The sequence below is a fragment of the Mycobacterium sp. TY814 genome (assembly GCF_030755175.1).
Lineage (GTDB): Bacteria > Actinomycetota > Actinomycetes > Mycobacteriales > Mycobacteriaceae > Mycobacterium.
The window spans coordinates 1,806,529-1,830,141 of sequence record NZ_JAUFRY010000001.1 but is presented as its reverse complement, the minus strand read 5'-3'; the positions used below and the strand labels follow the sequence as shown (position 1 = coordinate 1,830,141).

Here is a 23,613-nt window from a genome sequence, read left to right as displayed (position 1 = left end):
GCGTGCGGCACGGCATGTGTCAATGGGAGGTGCGCACCAGCGGATAGCCGAAAAAGGAGCATCCCTTGTCCGAAAAAACGCCCGACGACATATTCAAACTCGCCAGGGACGAGAGCATCGAGTATGTCGATGTCCGCTTCTGCGACCTGCCAGGCACCATGCAGCACTTCACAATTCCCATCTACGCCTTCGACGAGAACGTGTTCGAGGAGGGCCTGGCCTTCGACGGATCCTCGATCCGCGGATTCCAGTCGATCCACGAGTCCGACATGCTGTTGCTTCCGGACCCGGAGACCGCGACCATCGACCCGTTCCGCAAGGCCCCCACGCTGAACGTGAATTTCCACGTGCACGACCCGTTCACCCTGGAGCCCTACTCGCGCGATCCGCGTAACGTCGCCCGCAAGGCCGAGAATTACCTGATCACCTCCGGCATCGCCGACACCGCATACTTCGGGCCCGAGGCCGAGTTCTACATCTTCGATTCGGTGAGCTTCGATTCGCGCATCGACGGCGCGTTCTACAAGGTCGACGCGACCTCCGGATGGTGGAACACCGGGGCGGAGACGGAGCCCGACGGCAGCCCGAACCGCGGCTACAAGGTACGCCCCAAGGGCGGGTACTTCCCGGTCGCCCCGACCGACCACTACGTCGACTTGCGCGACGAAATGCTCACCCATCTGACCAACGCCGGCTTCGCCCTGGAGAAGGGGCACCATGAGGTGGGCAGCGGTGGCCAGGCCGAGATCAACTACCGGTTCAACACCCTGCTGCATGCGGCCGACGATCACCAGATGTACAAGTACATCGTCAAGCAAACCGCTTGGCAGGCAGGCAAATCCGTGACGTTCATGCCGAAGCCCCTGTTCGGCGACAACGGCTCGGGTATGCACTGCCACCAGTCGTTGTGGAAAGACGGCGTGCCGCTGATGTACGACGGGGACGGGTACGCCGGCCTCTCGGACACCGCCCGCCATTACATCGGCGGGTTGCTCTACCACGCGCCGTCACTGCTGGCCTTCACCAATCCGACCATCAACTCCTACAAGCGTCTGGTGCCGGGCTACGAGGCGCCGATCAACCTGGTCTACAGCCAGCGCAATCGCTCTGCGTGCGTACGCATCCCGATCACCGGCAATAACCCGAAAGCCAAGCGGCTGGAGTTCCGTTGCCCGGACGCCTCCGGCAACCCGTACCTGTCGTTCGCGGCGATGTTGATGGCCGGGTTGGACGGCATCAGGAACAAGATCGAACCGCCCCCGCCCATTGACAAGGACCTGTATGACCTACCGCCCGAAGAGGCCGCGGACATCGCGCAGGCGCCGACGCAGCTCTCTGCGGTGATCGACCGTCTGGAGGAGGACAGCGAATACCTCACCGAGGGAGGCGTCTTCACGCCTGACCTGATCCAGACCTGGATCAACTACAAGCGCGACTACGAGCTGGCGCCATTCAACCTGCGGCCCACGGCTTTTGAGTTCGCGCTCTACTACGATGTCTAAACCTCGACGTCCTGGGCCCACCGTGGCGGGCGGACGTCGGGCCGGCGGGCGGCGGCCAGCGTCGTCGTCCGCTCGCCGTTGATCGCGGTCAGCGGGGGCGGTTGGCCCTTGCGCAGCGTCGCGATCAGTTCCCGGTAGGGGCCGATGAGGTAGACGGTGTCGCCCGCCTTGAGCCGCGCGTCGCGGCGGGGGCGCAATCTGATCGGGCCCTCCGGGCGGATGATGGCGATGACCCGGGTCTGGGTGGACAGCTCGAGCATCAAGAGTCCGTCCAGTTCGCTGCCCGCCGCCACCAGCATCGCGCCCACCATGAAGGAGCGCTGGCCGACCCAGAAGGTGCCCAGCACCTGCAGGCCCATCGCCGCCCCGATGAACCAGGGAGCCGCCAGGTCGACGATCGACCGCACGTTCTCGAAGCCGAACCGCCGGTTGATCGCAGTGCCCAGGGCGCGCCCTTGCACCCGCATGACGATCGGAACCGTCGTGTCGGATCCCAGGATCTCGAGCAGCACGATCCCCGTTTCGATGTTCTCCATGTCGTCGCGGGTCACTACTGCCACACCGCGCGCATGATCGACTCGCGCCGCCTCCAGCGTCTGACGCATCGTCGAGTCACCGAAGATGACCGGTACGTCCAGTTCGGCCACCGTCTGCAGGAACGGGTTGTTCTCGTTCTGCTCGACCACCAGGACGTCGTAACCGGCAGCGGTCAGATCGGTGACCACCCGGACACCGATCGAACCGAGGCCGATGACGACGATGTGGCCGCGCATGTGCCGGGCCCGTAGCCGTCCGGTGGTGTTGACGAAGCGCCGCGACAGCAGCAGGTCCGCGAGAAACGCCGTGAGAACCGCGGTGATGATCACGCCGCCGAACATCAGTCCGACAGCGAACAAGCGCAGAAACGTGGATTGATACGCGAAGCTGAAATCGCCGTACCCGACCGTGGTGATCGTCTCGGAAGCGAAGTAGAGAGCGTCGAGCCAGGACAGGTCCGGGTTGTGATGGCCCAGGCGCACCACCACGGTCGAGCCGAGCGTCAGCAATGCCGTGAACACCAGCGAGGGGTACACCATCGGATTCAGGTCGTCGAGCATGGCACGGGTCGCATCGATGGCGCGGCGCATGCGGGAGTGGCGCGACCGCGTCGCCGTCGGTGGTGGCACGGTGATCCCGCGGGCCTCCAGTTCGTCCTTGACGCCGATCATGGAGGTCCAGTCGCCGGCGTAGACCTGTTGGTCGCGTCCCGGGCAGGGCACCACCTCGCCGGGGACGGGGGAGTTCCTGCCGTGCACGACGGCCACCGGCGCCAGGTCGGCGTGGATCTCGCGCAGCGTCCCGTCGTGCGGCGCCTCGGAACCCCAGACGACGAAATCGATTCCCGCAGCTTCGAATTGGTGTGCGTTGCGGGACAGCACCGCTTCGACGATGGAGGGCGTCGCCAGGTCGGCGAGATCCAGGATCGCGCCGGGTCCGTTGACGCCGGCCACCCCTCGGCGCAGCACCTCGTTGGCCAGGCGTGCCACCACCCGTACGTTAGGACTGAATTCCCGTGCCAGTAAGGCAATCTCGAGGTTCACCGCATCGTTGGGCCCGGCGCAGACGACGGCACGGGCGCGGTGTACCCCGGCGGCGCGCAGGTCGGCGGCGGTGTTGATCTTGATGATCCGCGCGCCGGCGCCCCGAAGCTCCTCGGCGATGGTCCTCGACAGCGGGTCGTCGCCGCTGACGATGATCTCGCGGTGGAATTGAAAGATTTCGGCCATGTCGCCGGTTCGTTGTCCTCGTGCGTTCGTTTCTGTGTGGTCCCTATGACTATCGGTCAAGGGGGCGAATAGTGCCACCGGAATGGGGTGCGAAGAGTAGTGAATTACTATGCCGCACAGGCATAGTCGGTGATGTGCAACGAGATCGACTCGTGCCGGTCATCCACCCGCAATGTTGGTGGTGACAATGCGCCGCGGTGCAACGGATCCGGCCGAACCGGGACTTAATCCCGGCCAGGTGTGGTTACACCACTACATGACCATTCGACTCGGATTGCAGATTCCCAACTTCTCCTACGGCACCCCGGTCGCCGACCTGTTCCCCGCCGTGAAGGCGCAGGCGCAGGAGGCCGAGAGTGCCGGATTCGACACCGTGCTGTTGATGGACCACTTCTACCAATTGCCCGGGCTGGGCGAACCGGATGAACCCATGCTGGAGGCCTACACGGCGCTGGGTGCCCTGGCGACCGCCACCGAGCGCGTGCAGCTGTCGACGTTGGTGACCGGCAACACCTACCGCAACCCGACGTTGCTGGCCAAGGAGGTCACGACGCTGGACGTGGTGAGTGCGGGACGTGCGATCCTCGGCATCGGGGCCGGCTGGTTCGAGCTGGAACACCGGCAGCTGGGCTTCGACTTCGACACCTTCACCGAGCGGTTCGAAAAGCTCGACGAGGCGCTGCAGATCATCGTGCCCATGTTCCACGGCGAGCGGCCCAGCTTCTCCGGCAAGTGGTATCGGACCGAGAACGCGATCAACGAGCCACGCTATCGAGACCATATTCCGGTCATGCTCGGCGGCAGCGGCGAAAAGAAGACGTTCCGGCTGGCCGCCCGGTACGCGGACCACCTCAATATCATTGCCGACATGGACGTCCTGCCGGCCAAGCTCGAGGTACTACGGCAGCGTTGTGCCGAAATCGACCGCGACCCGGCAACTTTGGAAACGAGCTGTCTGCTGACGGTGGTGGTCGACGGGTACGGCGCACCTCAGGACATCGGCGAAGCGCGCGGCGGACGGGCCGTCACCGGCACGATCGAGCAGGTGGCCGAGCAGATCAAGAGCCGGGTCCTCGACGCGGGCATCGACGGCGTGATCGTCAATCTGCCGACTCACGGTTACACCCCGGGCGTCGTCTCGGCGGTGGGTGAGGCGCTTCGGCCGCTCCTCGACGCGGGATGAGGGGGTTACGCTGCCCCGGAGTGAAGCGGCGGAGATCGGAGCACGGGTGATGCTGAATGTAGGCGACCTGATCGATGCGCGGACAGTGACGGCAATCGACGGTGACGCCGTCGCGATTCCCGCTGCCGGTGGCCTCGTGCATCTTCAGTTCCGGCGGTTTGCCGCGTGCCCTATCTGCAGCCTGCACCTGCGCGAGATCGCGTCCCGGCACGAAGAGATCGCCGACGCCGGGATCACCGAGGTGGTGGTCTTCCATTCGCACGCCGAGGCGCTTCGCCGCTATCAGGCCGACTTGCCGTTCGCAGTGATAGCCGATCCCGATCGCCGGTTGTACGGCGAGTTCGCAGTCGGATCCTCCCTGCGTTCGGTCCTTCATCCCCGAGCGATGCACGCCGCCGGTCGCGGTGTACGCCGGATGGGGTCCGTGCGATCGATGTTCGGAAGTTTGGCGCCGACGGAGAATCACCTGGGTAAGCCCGCCGACTTCCTGATCGGTCCGGACGCGACGGTACTCGCGCGCAAATACGGTGATCACGCCGACGATCAATGGTCGGTAGATGAACTGCTGAGATTGGCTGCCGGCTGAACCAGGCGCGACAGAACACAGGCCCGGGGTACGCCACCCGGGCCTGCGTCGTCTTGCCGTAATCAGGCCGAGCGGCGGATTCCGCGGTTGCGTCCGAGGGAGCCCTTGAGCAGCATGTCGCGCTCGGCTTCCGAAAGGCCACCCCATACCCCGTAGGGCTCGCCGACGTCTAGTGCGTGGGTACGGCATTCATCGATCACCGGGCAACGCCGGCACATCTCCTTGGCCCGCTGCTCGCGTTGCATCCGCGCGCGGCCACGCTCACCATCGGGATGAAAGAACATCGACGAGTCGACACCGCGGCACAACCCCTGCAACTGCCAGTTCCAGATGTCGGCGTTGGGTCCAGGTAGCTGTTCCGGCTGTGGCATTGCTGATTCCCTCTCTGCACGGCACACCTGAGTGGGCAGGCTCGCGAACGAGGCGAGTTGTGCAACTGAATGGCAGTGGCGTCACCGATGACTACACCGAACACGTTAGACGCTAGGTGGGCTATCGAAATGCCGTCAATAGGCCCACGGTGTGGTGAAATACGTGCCCGTTGTTTGAGAATTAACTCCGCGTTCATCTGTGACGCCTTTGCCGAAGGCTAGGTGTGCTAACCGGATCGGTTCGTCAGGGTAAAACGCCAGCTCAGGGCTGTCATGTGAGCAAGCTGTAATAGCCACCAAAGCCATCTTGGGTAATATTCCGGTAACACGGAGCGCACAAACTTTTTACCGATGATTCGCAGATATCACGGTGATTGAAACCTTAGGTGCGCGTGCGTTACCGCCGCCCGGACATTCTTTGGACCGCAGCGGTGATGCAGGGAAAGGGCGCCCCGCCTCAGGCAGCCTGGCCGATGCCCAGTTGGCTGCCCAGTTGCTTAGCCAGCTCCACCAACTGTGCCGCCAGCGCCGGGTTGCTGGCCTGGAGCTGAGCGAATGCCCCGAATAGCTGCGCGGCCAGTGCCGGGTTGCTCTGCACCTGCGCCACCAGACTCATCACCAACTGTGGATTGCTGGACAGGAGCCCGAACGCGGTGGTCACCAGCGCCGGATTATTCGCCAGCAGCGGCACGATCTGGTTGAGCAGCGCGGGATTGGCCAACGACGCCTGCAGGAGGTTGTTCAGGACCTGCGGGTTGGCGGCGACCGTCGCGAGCTGCTGGGCCAGTGCGTCCTGGGCCGAGCCGGCGATCGCCGACAGCTGGCCGGTCGCGGTCGCCACCACGCCATTGGCCGACGTCGCGATCTGTTGGACGACGGGCGTGATCGCTGCGTTCGCCGCCGCCACGACGGGGGTCTCGGCGATCGCCTTGGCCACCGGCGCGACGGCCGCATTAGCGCTTGCCGCCACCGCGGCCGCGGCCGTTGTCACCGCCTTCGTCGCGGGCGCAAAGGCCGTACCGACGGCGTAGCCCACCTTCCCCAACTGGTCACCCACCGTCGAAATCGCACCTATGGCGCCCACGCCGATCAGGGCGGCGATCAGGCCGTACTCGACGGCCGTGGCCGCGGGCGCCGGCGGCAACGCAGCCACTCCGATCCCGGTTGCCGCCGCAACCTGCCCGGGCAGGGATTTCAGCGCGCTCTGCCACGGCACCAACTGCCGCGCCACCTCGACGGCACCGCCGTGGTAGCCCACCATCGCGGCCACGTCCCTGGCCCACATCTCTTCGTATTCGAACTCCTTGGCCGCGATCGCCGGCGCATTGATGCCGAAGATGTTGTGGATCGCCAGCGACACCACGTTGTTCCGGTTGACCGCGATCTCGACCGGATGCACGACGGCAGCACGGGCCGCTTCGTAAATGCTCGCCACAGCTTTGGCGCCCGTCGCCGCCCCTCCGGCATGGCTGGCGGCACCGCCGAGCCATTCGGCGTACGTCTTGGCTACGGCGGCCATCGCCAATGCCGCGGGTCCCTGCCAGGCGGAGGCCGTCAGGTCCGAGAGCAGCGAGGTGAACGACTTGGCCGCCGACCCCAATTCGTCGGCCAGCCCGTCCCAGGCGGCCGCGGCGGCCAACATGGGTGCTGGACCTGCGCCGGCGTACATCTGGGCTGAAGTGACCTCCGGTGACGACACCAGGAAACTCATCGCAGTGTTCCTTCCTGGCCGGTACGTCCGGCCTGACCGCCATCGCGATGGCGGCTCCGAGGTGATCTACCCTGACCCCCGTCTGAACTTTGCTGCCGCCTCCCCGGCGCCGTGTGCGCGGCGGTGCTCCGCCGCCCACCGACCGATGCCGCCATTCCCTCTCCGGCCGCCACCATTACGCACCACATCCTTTGGCTGAAGCGCTCGGCGATCACCGCTGATCCGGGAATCGTGACAAGAGAAAAGATAATGGTGATCCGCTTAACGCGGGAGTCCATTTCGCGAAGTTTTCAGCGCACAATTCCGATTGTGTGTCGAACGCGTCCCAGTGTCAGTTTCGGTATGTTCGGCCGGGCGGTTACATACCAACCGTCGGCAATTGTCCGGCTGCGAGCGTCATCCGCAATTTGCGGTCAGAAGCTCTTACCGGTGGGCAGATCAAGCCTGCAACGCCGGCGCGGCGGCCTCCGGTGCGGTAGCGACCGGCGCCAAGGTGGTGGCTTGGGTGATCAGCGTCGGGTCGATGGAGATCGGGGTCAGGGAGATGGCACCACCCGCTTGTTCGATGGCTTGGGTGAGTAGGCCGGGGTTGGCTGCGACGGCGGACAGTTGGCCGGCGGCTTGGGTGAGTAGGCCGGGGTTGGCTGCGACGGCGGACAGTTGGCCGGCGGCTTGGGTGAGTAGGCCGGGGTTGGCTGCGACGGCGGACAGTTGGCCGGCCGCCTGGGTGAGCATGATCGGGCTGACGACGGAGGCGATCAGACCCGGGTTTGCCGCGATCGCCGACATCTGGGCTGCTGCCTCGGTGAGCAGGACCGGGTTGGCCGCGACGGCGGACAGCTGGGCGGCGGCCTGGGTGAGCAGGACCGGGTTGGCTGCGACGGCCGATAGTTGGGCGGCGGTCTGGGTAAGCAGCGTCGGGTCAGCGAGCGGCGCCAGCACAGCGGGGTTCGCCACGATTGTCGACAGGCGTGCTGCCGCCTGAGTGACCAGCGCGGGGTCGGCGACAACGGCGGCGATCGCTGTCGGTGCGGCCGCGACGGCCGACAGCTGCGCTGCCGCCTGGGTGAGTATCGCCGGACTGAATGCCACGGCCGACATGTCCGATGCGGCCCGGGTGAGCAGGGCGGGGTTCGCCGCCACGGCGGAAAGCTGCGCCGCCGCCTGGGTGATCAACACCGGGCCGCTCAGCTCTGAGGCAACTCTGGTCAGCTGCCCCATCGTCGCGGTGAATAGCGTATCGACCGAGCTCAGCACCCGGATACCCGAGCCGAGCCTGGTTGCGATGAGTCCGGCGATCAGTCCGTACTCGACCGCCGTGGCGGCCGGGGCCGGTGGCAATGCGGTACCGCCGACGCCTCCGGTTGCCGGCGCGATCTGACGGCAGACGCCGCTCAGCGCGTTCTGCCATGGCACCAGCTGTTGGGCGATCGCGCTCGCGCCGCCGTGGTAGCCCACCATCGCGGCGATATTCGTGGCCCACATTTCTTCGTATTCACCGTCAGTGGCCGCGATTGCCGGGGCATTGAGGCCAAAGATGTTGGTCAGCGCCAGCGACACCAGACGGTTGCGGTTGATCGCGATCGCGATCGGGTTCACCACGGCGGCCCGGGCGACTTCGTAGACGCTGGCTACCGATTGGGCTCCGGCCGCCGCTCCGCCGGCGTGGGAGGCTGCCGCGTCGAGCCAGTCCCCGTACTGCGCGGCGACACCGGCCATGGTTCTCGCTGCCGGGCTTTGCCACCCCGAGGTCAGCAGGTCGGAAATCAGTGAAGCGAACGAAGTGGCGGCGGTGTCCAGCTCATCGGCCAATGCCGCCCATGCCGCAGAGGCGGCCAGCATCGGGCCCGCGCCCGGCCCGCTGAACATCTGCTCTGACGTGACCTCTGGCAGGGACGTGAAGAAGCTCATCGCGAAGGGTCCTTCCTGCCTGTTCCGTCTCACGTGCGGGGGTGCCGACCCGATCACGCCGAAATCATGGCAGTAAGAAACATAATGGCGGTGGCAACAAATGTCAGCCCCCTTTCTTAATGAATTTGACCGTAAATCGGAATGCCATTCGAATATTCGAATTCGGATCGCGTGGTGATCCGGTGACGGGGGCCGAGTGGCGGTGTCATCGCCCTCGTTCGTGGGCGGAGCGGAGCCGTTCACCCACAATTTGTATTCAACTTTCGGGACGCGGCGGGCGATTCTGCCCACCGCATGCAGTAATCTTTCGGCGGGATTTGTCGAAGCGTCGACAGGCGGGGGCGAAATCATCACTGCACGCGAGGCGTCGGGCGTTGCTGAGCTCGACAAGGCATTTGAGGATGCCGCGTTCGGGGGCGGTCCGGGTGAGTGGCCACTTCCGACCGCGCGCACACCGCGGCAGCTGTGGCTGCGAGCCGTGGCCGCCGGGGGTCAGGGTCGCTACGGCAGTGCCTACGCCGACCTGGCCACGCTGCGACAGCGCGTCACTGCCGGCCCGCTCGCGTCACTGGCACACAGCACCCAGGGATCGTTTCTGCGCCAGCTGGGCTGGCACACCCTGGCGCGCGGCTGGGACGGGCGGGCCTTCGCGCTGGCGGGCGATGATCCCGAGGCGCGGGCCGACGCCCTCGTCGGTCTGGCCGCAGACGCGCTGGGCGTGGGCCGGTTTGCCGCGGCGGCGACGTTGCTGACGCGGGCGGACGCCGCGCTGGACGGAGCTGTGCTGGCGCCGCAGACGGCCGACCGGCTCGCGGTGCGCAGAGGCTGGGTGGGTGCGGAGCTGGCCATGGCCTCCGGTGACGGCTCGACCGCCGTGCGCCGCGCGGAAGAAGCGGTCCAGAAGGCACAGTCCATGACCGGCGGGTCCGCGCGGCACCGCGTCAAAAGCGACGTGGTGCTGGCTGCCGCGCTGTGCAGCGCCGGGGCGCTCGATCGGGCCCGGTCGGTGGCGGAACAGGCACTTCAGGCCGCTGAACCGCTGGGCCTGAACCCGCTTCGGTGGGCGCTGGCTTGCTTGCTGATCGATACCGGAAGCGTCACGGTTGAGCCACAGGGGCTGCCCGAACTCGTCGAAATTCGGGATATTTGCGCAGGTGAAGTACAACGCGCCGGCGGGACCTGGCGTACTGCTTGACCTTCTGTCCGCCCGTTATTGTCGCTCAGCGAGTTAGCCCGGGATGAGTCCCGTCTGTGACTTTGGAGAAACCACCGTCGATGACAATGCAGGGAGAACGTCTCGACGCAGTGGTTGTGGAGGCCGCTGCGGGGGACCGGAACGCGCTTCGGGAGGTGCTGGAGACCATCCGTCCGATCGTCGTCCGATACTGCCGAGCCCGCGTCGGCACCGTCGAACGTGGCGGACTGTCTGCAGATGACGTGGCTCAGGAGGTGTGCTTGGCGACCATCACGGCGTTGCCGCGCTACCGGGACCGAGGGCGGCCCTTCCTGGCTTTCCTGTACGGCATCGCGGCGCACAAAGTCGCCGACGCCCACCGGGCCGCCGGCCGCGACCTGGCTTACCCCGCCGAAGAGGTGCCCGAGCGCCGGTCTTCTGATGCCGGTCCGGAGCAGCGGGCCATCGAAGCCGACTCGGTGACCCGGATGAACGAATTGCTGGAAATTCTGCCGGCCAAGCAACGAGAGATCCTGATCCTGCGCGTGGTGGTGGGTCTGAGCGCGGAGGAGACCGCTGCCGCCGTCGGCAGCACGACGGGTGCCGTTCGGGTGGCGCAACACCGCGCCCTTCAACGGTTGAGAGACGAGATCGTCGCGGCAGGTGAATATGCGTAGTTCTGATTTCGGCAATGATCGTCCGGCGCTGGACGAGGTGGCCCACACCGATCTGCTCCTCGACGCGCTCGCGGCACGCACCGAGGGCGCATTCGGCGGTTCCGACGACTTGAACGACCAGGCACTGACGGCACTGCTGGGTGAATGGCGCGACGACCTTCGCTGGCCGCCGGCGAGTGCGCTGGTCTCCCAGGACGAGGCCGAGGACGCATTGCGCGACGGGATGATGGACCGTAGCCATGGCCAGCGCGGCCTCGCCGCCGTCGGCTCCGTGGCCGCGACCCTGCTGATCCTCAGCGGATTCGGTGCGGTCGTCGGCGACGCCCGGCCCGGCGACCTGTTGTACGGCCTGCACGCCATGATGTTCAACGAGCCGCGGGTCAGTGACGATCAGATCGTGCTGTCCGCCAAGGCCGACCTGGCCAAGGTGGAGCAGATGATCGCCCAGGGTCAGTGGGCCCAGGCGCAGACCCAACTGGCCGAAGTCAGCAGCACGCTGCAGGCCGTCAACGACGGTGGCCGCCGGCAGGGCCTGCTCGAAGAGGTGAATCAGCTCAACACCAAGGTGGAAAAGCGCGACCCCAACGCGACGGCCCGCCCCGCCTCGCCGCCCTCCACCAAGTTGGCGGTTCCCGATGCCCCGGCGAATTCGTGGACGCCACAGCCGCTGGCGCCTGCCACCGAGGCGTCACCCCCGGTGGCGGTCGAGGGATCGACGTCGCCGGAGCCGACGGAACCGGTCGACTCGACCACTCCGACACTGACCCCCACCACGACACTGACCCCCACCACCACGCCGCTGCCGGCCACCACGACGGCGCCCAGCCCGTCAACGACACCCACCACCACGAAGCCCAACGCGTCGACCACCACGCCGTCGACATCGCCGTCACCTGCGACGAGGGACGGCACGGCGACGCCGACCACCACAAGTAAGCCCAAGCCGGGTACATCGGTCACGCCGAACTCGCCGGCGGCGGGAGCGGCTTCACCGGCTCCGTCGACGCCGTCGGGGCAACTGTGGGACAGGACTTCCGGGCCGGCTACCCCGAGAACACCGTTCCCGGGCGGCACTGCGCCTTAAATCAGGCCTTCAATCAGGGAGCGCGCGCCTCAGAGGTGGCGGCGAAAACCGTCGGCGTCCGACGTCGCTTCATTGAGCGAGGCGTCGGCGTACCCGCGGCAATAGTCCCACGTGACGTAGGCGTCCGGCTCGGGGTCGTAGGCCGGCTCGTGCGGACGCACCGTGCCGTCGATGAGGAGTTGCAGCAGGTTCGCCCGCAGCATGTCCCAGTCGTGGTAGTGGTCCTGCTGACACTCGTCACAGCAGACCACCAGGCCGCGGATCCCGCGGTGCGCCAACAATGCCTCGTATACCGCCAAGTCCGCTAGATCCGCTTCGACGGCCATCCGTTCCTGCTGGTCGAGCGGCTGACCCGGCTCGACGGCCTCCAGGGCCGCCGACGGGTCACAGGGGTCGTCGGCGAAGGGATCGGGAGGCAAACCCGGCGGGAGGTGGTCACGCACCCCCATAGCCTACGCAGGCCGGTAGTGATAACGCCAGAAATTGCCGGGGCGCGCCCCAGGCCCCCGGGCACGGCACCGTGGCGCGTCGGCGCCGCTACCCAGATGACACAGCGAAGTCGCGAGTCGGGCTGTCCCCGGAAGCCGATAGGATGATCTTTCTTACCCCAGCCTGCATTTGGAGGGCCCCGCCGATGTCCCGTGGCATGTCCGGCCTCGAAGACAGCTCCGACCTGGTCGGCAGCCCGTACGTGCGCGTGGGCGGCCTGTCCGGAGACGCGGTGCCCACCGGAGGCGACGACCCGCACAAGATCGCGATGCTGGGCCTGACGTTCGACGATGTCCTGCTGCTGCCCGCGGCCTCTGATGTGGTGCCGGCCACCGCGGACACCTCCAGCCAGCTCACCAAGCGGATCCGTCTCAAGGTGCCGCTGGTCAGCTCGGCGATGGACACTGTCACCGAATCCCGGATGGCGATCGCGATGGCGCGCGCCGGCGGTATGGGCGTGCTGCACCGCAACCTTCCCGTCGCCGAACAGGCGGGCCAGGTGGAGATGGTGAAGCGCTCCGAGGCCGGCATGGTCACCGATCCGGTCACCTGCCGCCCGGACAACACGCTGGCTCAGGTCGACGCGCTGTGCGCGCGGTTCCGCATCTCCGGTCTGCCCGTGGTCGACGACGACGGCGCGTTGGTCGGCATCATCACCAACCGCGACATGCGCTTCGAGGTCGACCAGAACCGGCAGGTCGCCGAGGTGATGACCAAGTCGCCGCTGATCACCGCTCAGGAGGGGGTCAGCGCCTCGGCGGCACTGGGCCTGCTGCGCCGCAACAAGATCGAGAAGCTGCCGATCGTGGACGGCCACGGCCGGCTGACCGGGCTGATCACCGTCAAAGATTTCGTCAAGACCGAGCAGCACCCGCTGGCCACCAAGGACAGCGACGGTCGGCTGCTCGTCGGAGCGGCTGTCGGCGTCGGCGGCGACGCCTGGGTGCGCGCGATGATGCTGGTCGACGCCGGGGTGGATGTGCTGGTGGTCGATACCGCGCACGCGCACAACCGGCTGGTGCTGGACATGGTGAACAAGCTCAAGCTCGAGGTGGGCGACCGGGTCGACGTGGTCGGCGGCAACGTCGCGACCCGCTCGGCGGCCGCGGCGCTGGTCGACGCCGGCGCCGACGCCGTGAAGGTGGGCGTCGGGCCCGGTTCGATCTGCACCACCAGGGTGGTCGCCGGTGTCGGCGCACCGCAGATCACGGCGATTCTGGAGGCGGTCGCGGTATGCCGCCCCGCGGGTGTGCCGGTGATCGCCGACGGCGGGCTGCAGTACTCCGGCGATATCGCCAAGGCGCTGGCCGCGGGCGCGTCGGCGGCCATGCTCGGCTCGCTGCTCGCCGGCACCGCCGAGGCGCCCGGCGAGCTGATCTTCGTCAACGGCAAGCAGTACAAGAGCTACCGCGGCATGGGCTCGCTGGGTGCGATGCAAGGCCGGGGTGGAGCGAAGTCCTATTCCAAAGACCGCTATTTCGCCGACGACGCGCTGTCCGAAGACAAGCTGGTGCCCGAGGGCATCGAAGGGCGGGTGCCGTTCCGCGGCCCGCTCGGTTCGGTGATCCACCAGTTGACCGGCGGGTTGCGTGCGGCAATGGGATACACCGGCTCGCCCACGATCGAGGTGCTGCAGCAGGCGCAATTCGTCCGGATCACGCCCGCCGGGCTCAAGGAGAGCCACCCGCACGACGTCGCGATGACCGTCGAAGCGCCGAACTACTACGCCCGCTGACGGTGACCATGGTTGAGATCGGCATGGGCCGTAGCGCCCGTCGTACCTATGAACTCAGTGAGATCAACATCGTGCCGTCTCGGCGCACCCGCTCGTCACAGGATGTGTCGACGGCGTGGCAGCTCGACGCCTACCGGTTCGAGATCCCGCTGCTGGCGCACCCGACCGATGCCCTGGTGTCCCCGGAGTTCGCCATCGAGTTCGGCCGGCTCGGCGGGCTGGCGGTGCTCAACGGCGAAGGGCTGATCGGGCGGCACTCTGATGTGCAGGCAAAGATTGCCCAGCTCATCGAGGCCGCAACCAAAGAACCCGAGCCGTCGGCGGCGATCCGGTTGCTGCAGGAGTTGCACGCGGCCCCGCTGAACCCTGAGTTGCTCGGTGCGGCGGTGGCCCGCATCCGGGAAGCCGGCGTCACCACCGCGGTGCGGCTCAGCCCGCAGAACGCGCAGGCGCTGACCCCGGTGCTGCTGCAGGCCGGCGTGGATCTGCTGGTCATCCAGGGAACGATCGTCTCGGCCGAACGCGTCGCCAGCGATGGCGAGCCGCTGAACCTCAAGACCTTCATCTCGGAGCTGGACATCCCGGTCGTCGCGGGCGGCGTGCAGGACCACCGCACCGCGCTGCACCTGATGCGCACCGGCGCGGCCGGGGTGATCGTCGGCTACGGCTCCACCCGCGGGGTGACCACCACCGACGAGGTGCTGGGCATCAGCGTGGCGATGGCCACCGCGATCGCCGACGCCGCCGCCGCCCGGCGCGAATACCTCGACGAGACCGGCGGCCGCTACGTGCACGTGCTGGCCGACGGCGACATCCACACCTCCGGCGAGCTGGCCAAGGCCATCGCGTGTGGCGCCGACGCGGTGATGCTCGGCACGCCGCTGGCCGAGTCGGCCGAGGCGCTGGGCGAAGGCTGGTTCTGGCCGTCGGCCGCCGCGCACCCGTCGTTGCCACGCGGTGCTCTGTTGCAGATCGCGGTCGGCGAGCGCCCGCCGCTGCAGCGCGTTCTCAACGGGCCCTCCGACGATCCGTTCGGCACCTTGAACCTGGTTGGCGGTCTGCGCCGGTCGATGGCCAAGGCGGGCTATTGCGACCTCAAGGAGTTCCAGAAGGTCGGCCTGACGGTCGCCAGCTGAGGGGGCCCGGTTCTGTCGCGAGCAGACATGAAATCGCACGTTGTAGCGCCAAAACACGCGATTTTGCGTCTGCTCGGCAGACTGCTTGACGCGCCCGATGTAAAGCGGGTCATACTGCTCCGATGAAACCGGACTTTGACGTCTTGATTATCGGTTCAGGCTTCGGTGGCAGTGTCAGCGCGCTGCGCCTGACGGAAAAGGGCTACCGGGTTGGGGTGCTCGAAGCCGGCCGTCGGTACGAAGACAAGGACTTCGCCAAAACCTCGTGGGACCTGCGGAAGTTTCTCTGGGCGCCGAAGCTGGGCTGCTACGGCATTCAGCGCATCCATCCGCTGAAGAACGTGATGATCCTGGCCGGTGCCGGCGTAGGCGGCGGCTCGCTGAACTATGCGAACACGCTGTACATCCCGCCCGACCCGTTCTTCAACGATCAGCAGTGGAAGGACATCACCGACTGGCGTGACGAGCTGATGCCGCACTATCAGCAGGCGCAGCGGATGCTCGGCGTGGTCTACAACCCGACCTTCACCGATGCCGACCGCATTTTCAAAGAGGTCGCCGACGAGATGGGCTGCGGCGACACCTGGGTGCCCACCCCGGTCGGGGTGTTCTTCGGTCCCGACGGCAAGCAGACGCCGGGGCAGACGGTGCCCGACCCGTATTTCGGCGGCGCGGGACCGGCGCGCACCGGCTGCATGGAATGCGGATGCTGCATGACGGGTTGCCGGCACGGTGCCAAGAACACGTTGCTGAAGAACTATCTCGCGCTCGCGGAATCTGCTGGCGCGCAGGTGATTCCGATGACCACGGTGAAGGGATTCGAGCAGCGCGCCGACGGGCTGTGGGAGGTCAAGACGGTCCGCACCGGCAGCTGGGTGCGCCGCGATCGGCACACCTACACCGCCTCGCACCTGATCCTGGCCGCCGGCACCTGGGGTACTCAGCACCTGCTGTTCAACATGCGGGACAAAGGCAAGCTGCCGCGGTTGTCCGACCGGCTCGGCGTGCTGACGCGCACCAACTCCGAATCCATCGTCGGCGCGGCGACGTTAAAGGTGGATCCGAACCTGGACCTGACCCACGGCGTGGCGATCACCTCGTCGATCCACCCGACCAGCGACACCCACGTCGAACCCGTCCGCTACGGCAAGGGATCGAACGCGATGGGCCTGCTGCAGACGCTGATGACCGATGGCTCGGGACCGCAGGGCACCGATGTGCCGCGCTGGCGTCAGCTGCTGGACCAGGCCCGCGCGAACCCCAGGCTGATGCTGCGGATGCTTTACCCCAAGGAGTGGAGTGAGCGCACCACGATCGCGCTGGTGATGCAGCACCTGGACAACTCGATCACCACGTTCACCAAACGCGGCAGGCTCGGCATCCGCTGGTTCTCCAGCAAGCAGGGGCACGGCGAGCCGAACCCGAGCTGGATCCCGGTGGGCAACGAGGTGACCCGCCGCATCGCGGAGAAGATCGACGGCGTGGCCGGCGGCACCTGGGGCGAGTTGTTCAACATCCCGCTGACCGCCCATTTCCTGGGCGGCGCGGCGATCGGTGACAGCCCGTCGAACGGCGTCATCGATCCCTACCACCGCGTGTACGGCTACCCGTCGCTGTTCGTCGTCGACGGCGCGGCCATCTCGGCGAACCTGGGCGTCAACCCGTCGCTGTCGATCGCCGCGCAGGCCGAGCGGGCAGCGTCGCTCTGGCCCAACAAGGGCCAGAACGACGAGCGGCCGCTGCAGGGCGACTCCTACCGGAGGCTGGACCCGATCGCGCCGGAGAATCCGGTGGTGCCCGCCGACGCGCCGGGCGCGCTGCGGTGGCTGCCGATCGACCCGGTCAGCAAGACCGGCTGATCATGAAGACCGGCTGATCGGCTCACCCGTCAGCTCACCAGCGCCAGCGGCGCCCCGCTGACCACTCGGCTGCGCTGTCCGTAGACATCCACGGGCACGTCGCCCATCAACGTGATCCGGTTCATCAGCCGGTACTGGTCGTCGTAGTCGTCGACGGCCCGGTGCTGGGTGGCCCGGTTGTCCCAGATGGCCACGTCACCCGGCTGCCAATTCCAGCGAATCGTGTTCTCCGGCACGGTGATCCGGTTCTGCAGCAGGTCGAACAGGGCGCTGGACTCGCGGTTGTCCAGCCCGACGAAGCTGCGCACGAAGTCGCCGGCCAGCAGGGTCCGCTCCCCGGTCTCGGGGTGTACCCGCACCACGGGGTGCTCGGTCTGGAAGTCGGGCATCTCGAACGCCTGCCGGAACGCGCGCTGCAGGTCGGTCAGCTGCTCGTTGCGGATCGCTTTGTCCAGATAGTCGTAGCGGTTGGAGTGCACCGCCCACAGGTTGTCGGCCAGACACTTCAGTGGCTCGGGCAGGTCGGTATAGGCCGTCGCGGTGTTGGCCCACAGCGTCGAACCGCCGTAGCTGGGCAGCGAGACCGCCCGCAGGATCGAAGCGGCCGGGTAGTTGGCGGCGAACGTGACGTCGGTGTGCCAGCGATTGGCCTTGCCGAGGTCGGAGTTGATCGGGGTGATGACTGGCGCGTCCGGTGCGAGAGCGGTGGCCGCCGGGTGGCCGATCGGGGTGCCGAGCAGGGCGGCGAACTCGAGTTGCCGCTGGTCGTTGAGGTGCTGCTGGTCGCGGAAGAAGATCACCTTGTGGGTCAGCAGTGCGGCGCGGATCTCCGCCACGACTGCCGGGGAGAGGTCGCCGCCCAGGCGAACGCCGTTGATCTGCGCGCCGATGCGGCTGCCCAGCTTGTCGACTGCTATCAGGGTTGTCATCGCTGTTCCTTCACGGAAGAGGGATGTAGTCAACTGACTACATAGCAGCGAGTGTAGTCACCTGACTACGCCACGGCAAGGGGGGCGCCGCTGATCACCCGGCTGCGCTCGCCGCGGGCGTTGACCGGGACGTCGCCGAGCAGTGTGACGCGGTGCATGAGCCGGTGCTGGTTGTCGTAGTCGTCGACGGCGCGGTGCTGAGTGGCGCGGTTGTCCCAGATCGCCACGTCGCCGGCCTCCCAGCTCCAGCGAATGGTGTTCTCCGGCTGCGTGATCCGCGACTGCAGCAGGTCGAACAGAACGTCGGAGTCGTGCGGGTCCAACCCGATGAGGTGGCGCACGAAATTGCCGGCCAGCAGGGTGCGTTCGCCGGTTTCCGGGTGTACCCGCAGCACCGGATGTTCGGTGCGGAAATCCGGCTGCTGAAACCCGGTCACCATGGCCCGCTGGGCATCACTCAACGATTCCAGGTCCGCCTCGCTGATCGCGTAGTCGAACTTGTTGGTATGCAGACCCCACAAATTCTCGACAAGATCCTTGAGCGGCCCGGGTAGGGCGTCGTAGGCGGTAGCGGTGTTCGCCCACAGGGTGGTGCCGCCGTAACCGGGCAATGTGATCGCCCGCAGGATCGAGGCCGCCGGCGGGTTGGCGGCGAAGGTCATGTCGGTGTGCCAGGAAGTTGCTTTGCCCCACTCGGAGTTGATCGGCGTGATGATCGGGCCCAGGGCGCCTCCGGCGCCGAACGCTTTAGCGGCCGGGTGGCCGACCGGGGTGCCCAGTGACTCGGCGAATGCCAGCTGGCCGGCGTCGTCCAGGTGATGCTGGCCCCGGAAGAAGATGACCTTGTGGGTGAGCAACGCCTGGTGGATCTGGTCGACCGTGTCCTGGTCCAGGTCGCCGGCCAGGCGCACCCCGTCGAGGCGAGCGCCGATCCGGCTGCTCAGCTTGGTGACGGTAACCGTATTTGTCATCGTGTTGTCCTATTCGGGCCGACTGCTGTAGTCAATTGACTACCTCCGCTAACGTAGACGCGTGACTACACGGGCGGCAAGTGTTTCGCGCGGCGCGATTCCCACCGGGCGAGAAGAGGTGGCGGCCGCGGTGCTGGAGGCGGCCGCTGATCTGTTCGCCGAGCGAGGACCCGCCGCGACCTCGATCCGCGACATTGCCGCCCGCTCAAAGGTGAACCACGGCTTGGTTTTTCGTCACTTCGGTACGAAGGAAAAGCTGGTCGGCGCGGTGCTCGACCACCTGGGTGCGGCCACCACCGCGGCGCGGCAACGTGGCGTCCCGGACGCAGAGGTTGAGCAAGCCACCGAGCGGCATCTGCGGGTGATCGCCCGCACCGTGCTGGACGGTTACCCGATCGGGCAGCTGCAGACTCAGTTTCCCGGCATGGCGCAGCTGCTCGAGGCGGTGCGCCCGAATTTTCCCGACGATCGCAGCGCGCGGCTGGCGGTCGCCAATGCCGCTGCCCTGCAGTTCGGCTGGCGGCTGTTCGAGCCGTTCCTTCGGGCGTCGACAGGTTTGGACGACCTGGCCGATGCCGAGCTGCGGCAGTCCGTCGATGCCGAGTTGACCCGCATGGTCCAGCCCGACTGATTTCGCGGCGCCGCCGAGAACTGCGCTGCCTGCGGCGCAAGAATTTTGCAGGGATTTCCCAAAGTTCTGGCCAGCGCTTCGGCGGATCCTTTGCATCATGAAAACGAAGGCATCAAAGCGGTTGGGGCTCGCCGGCGCGCTGTTAACGCTGGCCACTGCATCGGTAATCACGTTTCCCGCTGCGGCACAGGCTAATCCGGGGGGAGCCCGGATGTATGGCGATCCCGCAGCGGCAGCACCATTCTGGCGCCGTCAGCACGACAACATGGCGTGCGCCGAGGTCGCGGTGGCCGACGTGGTCGGTCAGCTCACCGGCAACGAACCCAGCGAGGACGAGGTCAAGGCGGTGGCGGCGAACACCCCGAACTCGGCTGGGACCGGACCGATCTTCAACGGCAACGGCACCGACCCTTGGGACGTGGCAGTTCTGTTGGGGCACTACGGTATTCCGAGCGTCAGGGGCCAGTTCACCATTGGGACGCTGGCACCGGAGCTGGGTGCCGGCCGCAAAGTGCTCGCCGCGGTCAACGGAGAGACGCTGTGGAATCAGCCTGGCGACCATGCCCACGAAGACCACTTCGTCGTCGTCACCGGCATCGACACCGGGGCCAATGTCGTGCACCTCAACGACAGTGGCGTCGACTACGGCCGCGACGAGGTGGTTCCCTTCTCCGTCTTCGAAGCGTCGTGGGCCACCAGTGGCCACTTCGCCGTCATAGCCAAGTGACCGGTGGCCGTCAGCCCGCGCTCGTCCGTGCCAGCGATCGCCGGTGCAGCGGCTCGCGGCCCGGCGGCTGTGGTGGCGGGGGCAGCAGCGCCTCGCGCGGTCGCACCGCGATGGTGGTGGGCTCCTCGGTGGTCAAGGTGAGTTCTTCACCGGCATGCTGGATGACCAGCTCACCGCCCGGGCCGTCGCGCAAGGTGTAGGTGACATTCTCGTGGTCGGCGTCCACCGTCACGCGAAAACCACGCCAGCGCAAGCGGAATCGCAACCGCGAAATGCCGTCGGGCAGTTGCGGGTCGAGGGACAGGACGCCCTCGTCATCGCGCAGTCCGCCGAAGCCGCCCACCAGCGCCGTCCACGCCCCGGCCAGTGAGGCCATATGCAGACCGTCGCGGGTGTTGCGGTGCAGATCGCGCAAGTCGATCAGCGCGGCCTCGTAGGCGTAGTCGTGGGCCAGTTCCAGGTGGCCGACCTCGGCGCACATCACCGCCTGGGTGCAGGCCGACAGTGACGAGTCGCGGACCGTCCGCCGCTCGTAGTAGTCGACGTTGCGGGCCTTCTGTTCGGCAGTGAACTCGTGGCTCTGCCACTGCATCGCCAGGACCAGGTCGGCCTGCTTGATCACCTGCGCCGGGTAGAGCCGCACGTAGGCCTCGTGCATCAGCAGCGGGTAGGTGGTGTTGGTCTGGAAGTCCCACTCGGCGAACGTGGTGAAACCTTCGCACTGTTGATGGACGCCCAGCTCCTCGTCGTAGGGGATGTGGGCGGCATTGGCCGCGTCGCGCCACGCCGCCATCTCCTCGGTGGTGACGCCCAGCGCGCCGGCCTTGTCGGGATGACGCTTGGCGGCATCAGCGGCGATGCGCAGGTTGTTGGCCGCCATCAGATTGGTGAAGACGTTGTCCCGGACGATCGCGGTGTATTCGTCGGGGCCGGTCACCCCGTCCAGATGCCAGACGCCGTGCCGGTCGTGGTGACCCAGCGACATCCACAGCCGCGCGGTCTCGATCAGCACCGGCAGGCCGCACTCCTCTTCCAGCGAGTTGTCGCCGGTGACGATGCGGTAGCGCTCGAAGGCCATCGCGATGTCGGCGTTGATGTGCCAGCCCGCCGTGCCGGCCGGCCAGTACGCGGAGCACTCCTGACCACGGATGGTGCGCCACGGGAACGCCGCGCCGTCCAGGCCGAGTTCGGCGGCCCGCTCCTTGGCCAGGTCCAGCGTCGAGGCGCGCCAGCGCAGCGCGTCGGCGACGGCGTGCGGCACGGTGTAGGTGAGCACCGGCAGCACGAAACCTTCGGTGTCCCAGAAGGCGTGGCCGTCGTAACCGGTCCCGGTGAGGCCCTTGCTCGGGATGGCCCGACGTTCGGCCCGGGCGCTGGCCTGCAGCAGGTGGAACATCCCGAACCGGACGGCCTGCTGGCTTTCCGGATCCCCCTCGACTTCGACGTCGGCCGCGTCCCAGAACAGGTCCAGGTAGGCGCGCTGTCCGTCCAGCAGTCCCTGCCAGCCGCTGTAGCGGGCGCTGGACAGCGCCGCGGCGGCCTGGTCGCGCAGTCCCGGGCGCGACCGCAGGCTGGACCAGCCGTACGCGAGGTACTTGACGATGCGTAGCTTCTGCCCGGGCCGCAAACCGCAGATGATCGTGGTGCGCGCCAGGTCCGCGCGGACGTCGGTGCTGATCTCGCACCGGCCCGGAACCTCGACCTCGTGATCCATCGCCGCCGCCATCATCAGCGCGCTGCTGCGGGTGCGGTGCATGAGAAGCGCTCTGCCCTCGGTGATTTCGTGATCGACGGCCTCCAGGGGGTGTTCCAGGATGGCCGCTACCCGGGGGTCGTCGGAGGTCTCCGGCTGGTCCTCGTTGGTGACCAGTTCGGACTGCACGGTGACGCGGGAGAAATCGTCGATGGCTTCTACGACGTACTCGATCGCGGCGACACTGCGATGCACCAGGGACACCAGCCGGGTGGACGTCACCTTGACCTGCTTGCCGGTGGGGGAGCGCCAGTGTGCGCAGCGGGTCAGCGTCCCGGCGCGCAGGTCGAGAATCCGCTCGTGGTCCAGCAATTCGCCGTAGCGGACGTCGAACGGCTCATCGTCGACCATCAACCGGATGATCTTCCCGTTGGTCACGTCGACGACCGTCTGCCCGGCTTCGGGATATCCGTACCCGGCCTCGGCATAGGGCAGGGGCCGGATCTCATAGAAGGAGTTCAGGTAGGTGCCCGGTAAGCCGTAGGGTTCGCCCTCGTCGAGGTTGCCGCGTAATCCGATGTGCCCGTTGGACAATGCGAACAGAGACTCCGACTGTGCCAGCAGATTCAGATTGAGTCGGGTCTCGCGGATCTGCCAGGGCTCAACCGGAAACGCTTCCTCAGAGATCATGTTGTTTCCCCGTCGTCGTCATCGGGTTGTTCTTCGCCACCGAGCAGTTCGGCGAGATCGGTCACCACCACGTCGGCGCCATTGTCGCGCAGCTCGTCGGCTTGACCGACGCGGTCGACACCCACCACGAGTCCGAAGTTACCGGCCCGTCCGGCCTGCACACCGGAGATCGCGTCCTCGAAGACCGCGGCGGCGTCCGGCTCGACGTCCAGCAGCTGGGCGCCGCGCAGGTAGGAGTCCGGGGCCGGCTTGCCGGCGATGTCCTCCTCGCGCAACGTCACACCGTCCACCCGCTGCTGGACGAAGCGGTCCAGCCCGGTGATCTCGAGCACGTCGCGGGTGTTGGCGCTCGACGACACGACCGCGATCTTCAGGCCCGCCTCCTGGACCGCCTCCAGGTAGCGGCGCGATCCGTCGAACACCTTCACACCGTCTTTGTGCAGAACCGCTTGGAAGGCATCGTTTTTCCTGGTGCCCAGGCCGTGGACGGTCTCGGCATCGGCGGAATCGTCGGGACCACCGTCGGGCAGCTCGATGTCACGGCTCTGCAGGAAGGACCGGACGCCGTCCTCGCGTTTCTTGCCGTCGACGTACTGGCGGTAGTCGGAGTCGGCGTCGAAGGGAACGAACTCTCCTCCGGACTGCTCGGCGCGCTGCTTCAGGAAGGCGTCGAACATCTCCTTCCACGCCTTGGTGTGCACGCTCGCGGTGTCGGTGAGCACACCGTCGAGGTCGAACAGGCAGGCGCGCACTTTCTCCGGCAGACCGAGCGCAGATACCACTGGCAC

At 66.9% G+C, this 23,613-nt stretch carries 19 protein-coding genes and 1 pseudogene; 11 read left to right on the top strand and 9 right to left on the bottom strand.

Annotation, left to right across the window (positions count from 1 at the left end):
* The first annotated feature begins 65 nt into the window (after positions 1–65).
* The gene (gene glnA, locus QXH22_RS07905; RefSeq protein WP_306275304.1) at positions 66–1,502 is read left to right on the top strand and encodes a type I glutamate--ammonia ligase; all 1,437 of its coding nucleotides are present in this window, start codon (positions 66–68) and stop codon (positions 1,500–1,502) included.
* On the opposite strand, the gene QXH22_RS07900 is transcribed toward glnA, so the two are convergent.
* On the bottom strand, positions 1,499–3,268 hold the full coding sequence (locus QXH22_RS07900) for an NAD-binding protein (RefSeq protein WP_306242147.1): 1,770 nt from the start codon (positions 3,266–3,268) through the stop codon (positions 1,499–1,501). The two genes, glnA and QXH22_RS07900, sit on opposite strands and share 4 nt — an antisense overlap.
* A 256-nt stretch (positions 3,269–3,524) precedes the next feature.
* Here QXH22_RS07900 and QXH22_RS07895 point away from each other — a divergent pair, with 256 nt between their 5' ends.
* Positions 3,525–4,451, top strand: coding sequence for an LLM class F420-dependent oxidoreductase (locus tag QXH22_RS07895; RefSeq protein WP_306244416.1), 927 nt, complete (start codon positions 3,525–3,527; stop codon positions 4,449–4,451).
* 49 nt (positions 4,452–4,500) lie between these two features.
* Positions 4,501–5,037, top strand: a complete 537-nt coding sequence (locus QXH22_RS07890; RefSeq protein WP_306244414.1) for a peroxiredoxin-like family protein — start codon at positions 4,501–4,503, stop codon at positions 5,035–5,037.
* A gap of 62 nt (positions 5,038–5,099) precedes the next feature.
* Here QXH22_RS07890 and QXH22_RS07885 read toward each other — a convergent pair whose 3' ends face one another.
* From QXH22_RS07885 to QXH22_RS07875, 3 genes are all read right to left on the bottom strand, one after another.
* Positions 5,100–5,408, bottom strand: a complete 309-nt coding sequence (locus QXH22_RS07885; RefSeq protein ID WP_306242146.1) for a WhiB family transcriptional regulator — start codon at positions 5,406–5,408, stop codon at positions 5,100–5,102.
* 457 nt (positions 5,409–5,865) lie between these two features.
* Entirely contained in the window at positions 5,866–7,119 is a 1,254-nt protein-coding gene (locus QXH22_RS07880; RefSeq protein WP_306275302.1) for a PPE family protein, read from the bottom strand.
* 438 nt (positions 7,120–7,557) lie between these two features.
* Positions 7,558–9,030: a PPE family protein gene (locus QXH22_RS07875; RefSeq protein ID WP_306242144.1), complete on the bottom strand. Its 1,473-nt coding sequence runs from the start codon at positions 9,028–9,030 to the stop codon at positions 7,558–7,560.
* A 349-nt stretch (positions 9,031–9,379) separates the two neighbouring features.
* On the opposite strand from QXH22_RS07875, the gene QXH22_RS07870 reads away from it, so the two are divergent.
* From QXH22_RS07870 to QXH22_RS07860, 3 genes and pseudogenes are all read left to right on the top strand, one after another.
* Positions 9,380–10,225, top strand: coding sequence for a hypothetical protein (locus tag QXH22_RS07870; RefSeq protein WP_306244412.1), 846 nt, complete (start codon positions 9,380–9,382; stop codon positions 10,223–10,225).
* 80 nt (positions 10,226–10,305) lie between these two features.
* Positions 10,306–10,881, top strand: coding sequence for an ECF RNA polymerase sigma factor SigD (gene sigD, locus QXH22_RS07865; protein WP_055579203.1), 576 nt, complete (start codon positions 10,306–10,308; stop codon positions 10,879–10,881).
* Positions 10,874–11,782, top strand: a pseudogene (locus QXH22_RS07860) (anti-sigma-D factor RsdA); the annotation flags it as partial. The gene sigD and the pseudogene QXH22_RS07860, both read left to right, overlap by 8 nt.
* A gap of 212 nt (positions 11,783–11,994) precedes the next feature.
* Here the strand turns inward: QXH22_RS07860 and QXH22_RS07855 are convergent.
* Positions 11,995–12,408: a DUF5319 domain-containing protein gene (locus tag QXH22_RS07855; RefSeq protein WP_065135424.1), complete on the bottom strand. Its 414-nt coding sequence runs from the start codon at positions 12,406–12,408 to the stop codon at positions 11,995–11,997.
* A gap of 191 nt (positions 12,409–12,599) precedes the next feature.
* On the opposite strand from QXH22_RS07855, the gene guaB reads away from it, so the two are divergent.
* The 3 genes from guaB to QXH22_RS07840 all read left to right on the top strand — a co-directional run bounded on the left by guaB (position 12,600) and on the right by QXH22_RS07840 (position 17,184).
* Positions 12,600–14,189 carry an IMP dehydrogenase gene (gene guaB, locus QXH22_RS07850; protein ID WP_306242142.1) on the top strand — a complete coding sequence of 530 codons (1,590 nt, stop codon included), beginning with the start codon at positions 12,600–12,602 and terminating at the stop codon, positions 14,187–14,189.
* Positions 14,190–14,197: 8 nt separating this feature from the next.
* Positions 14,198–15,325: a GuaB3 family IMP dehydrogenase-related protein gene (locus tag QXH22_RS07845; RefSeq protein WP_306244410.1), complete on the top strand. Its 1,128-nt coding sequence runs from the start codon at positions 14,198–14,200 to the stop codon at positions 15,323–15,325.
* Positions 15,326–15,447: 122 nt separating this feature from the next.
* Positions 15,448–17,184 carry a GMC oxidoreductase gene (locus QXH22_RS07840; protein WP_306242141.1) on the top strand — a complete coding sequence of 579 codons (1,737 nt, stop codon included), beginning with the start codon at positions 15,448–15,450 and terminating at the stop codon, positions 17,182–17,184.
* A 29-nt stretch (positions 17,185–17,213) separates the two neighbouring features.
* Here the strand turns inward: QXH22_RS07840 and QXH22_RS07835 are convergent, their stop codons facing one another.
* Positions 17,214–18,113: a TauD/TfdA family dioxygenase gene (locus QXH22_RS07835; RefSeq protein ID WP_306275300.1), complete on the bottom strand. Its 900-nt coding sequence runs from the start codon at positions 18,111–18,113 to the stop codon at positions 17,214–17,216.
* A gap of 65 nt (positions 18,114–18,178) precedes the next feature.
* On the bottom strand, positions 18,179–19,084 hold the full coding sequence (locus QXH22_RS07830; RefSeq protein WP_306275299.1) for a TauD/TfdA family dioxygenase: 906 nt from the start codon (positions 19,082–19,084) through the stop codon (positions 18,179–18,181).
* 61 nt (positions 19,085–19,145) lie between these two features.
* Between QXH22_RS07830 and QXH22_RS07825 the strand changes: the two genes are divergently transcribed.
* Together QXH22_RS07825 and QXH22_RS07820 are read left to right on the top strand one after the other, a co-directional pair.
* Positions 19,146–19,715 (top strand): TetR/AcrR family transcriptional regulator, encoded by a 570-nt coding sequence (locus tag QXH22_RS07825; protein WP_306242137.1) that lies wholly within the window; start codon positions 19,146–19,148, stop codon positions 19,713–19,715.
* Between the two features lie 97 nt (positions 19,716–19,812).
* The gene (locus QXH22_RS07820) at positions 19,813–20,442 is read left to right on the top strand and encodes a C39 family peptidase (RefSeq protein WP_306275298.1); all 630 of its coding nucleotides are present in this window, start codon (positions 19,813–19,815) and stop codon (positions 20,440–20,442) included.
* A 10-nt stretch (positions 20,443–20,452) separates the two neighbouring features.
* Here the strand turns inward: QXH22_RS07820 and QXH22_RS07815 are convergent, their stop codons facing one another.
* On the bottom strand, positions 20,453–22,825 hold the full coding sequence (locus tag QXH22_RS07815; RefSeq protein ID WP_306275296.1) for a glycoside hydrolase family 65 protein: 2,373 nt from the start codon (positions 22,823–22,825) through the stop codon (positions 20,453–20,455).
* On the bottom strand, positions 22,822–23,607 hold the full coding sequence (locus QXH22_RS07810; protein WP_306275991.1) for a beta-phosphoglucomutase family hydrolase: 786 nt from the start codon (positions 23,605–23,607) through the stop codon (positions 22,822–22,824). Before QXH22_RS07810 ends, QXH22_RS07815 begins: the two co-directional genes overlap by 4 nt.
* Between the last annotated feature and the right edge of the window lie 6 nt (positions 23,608–23,613).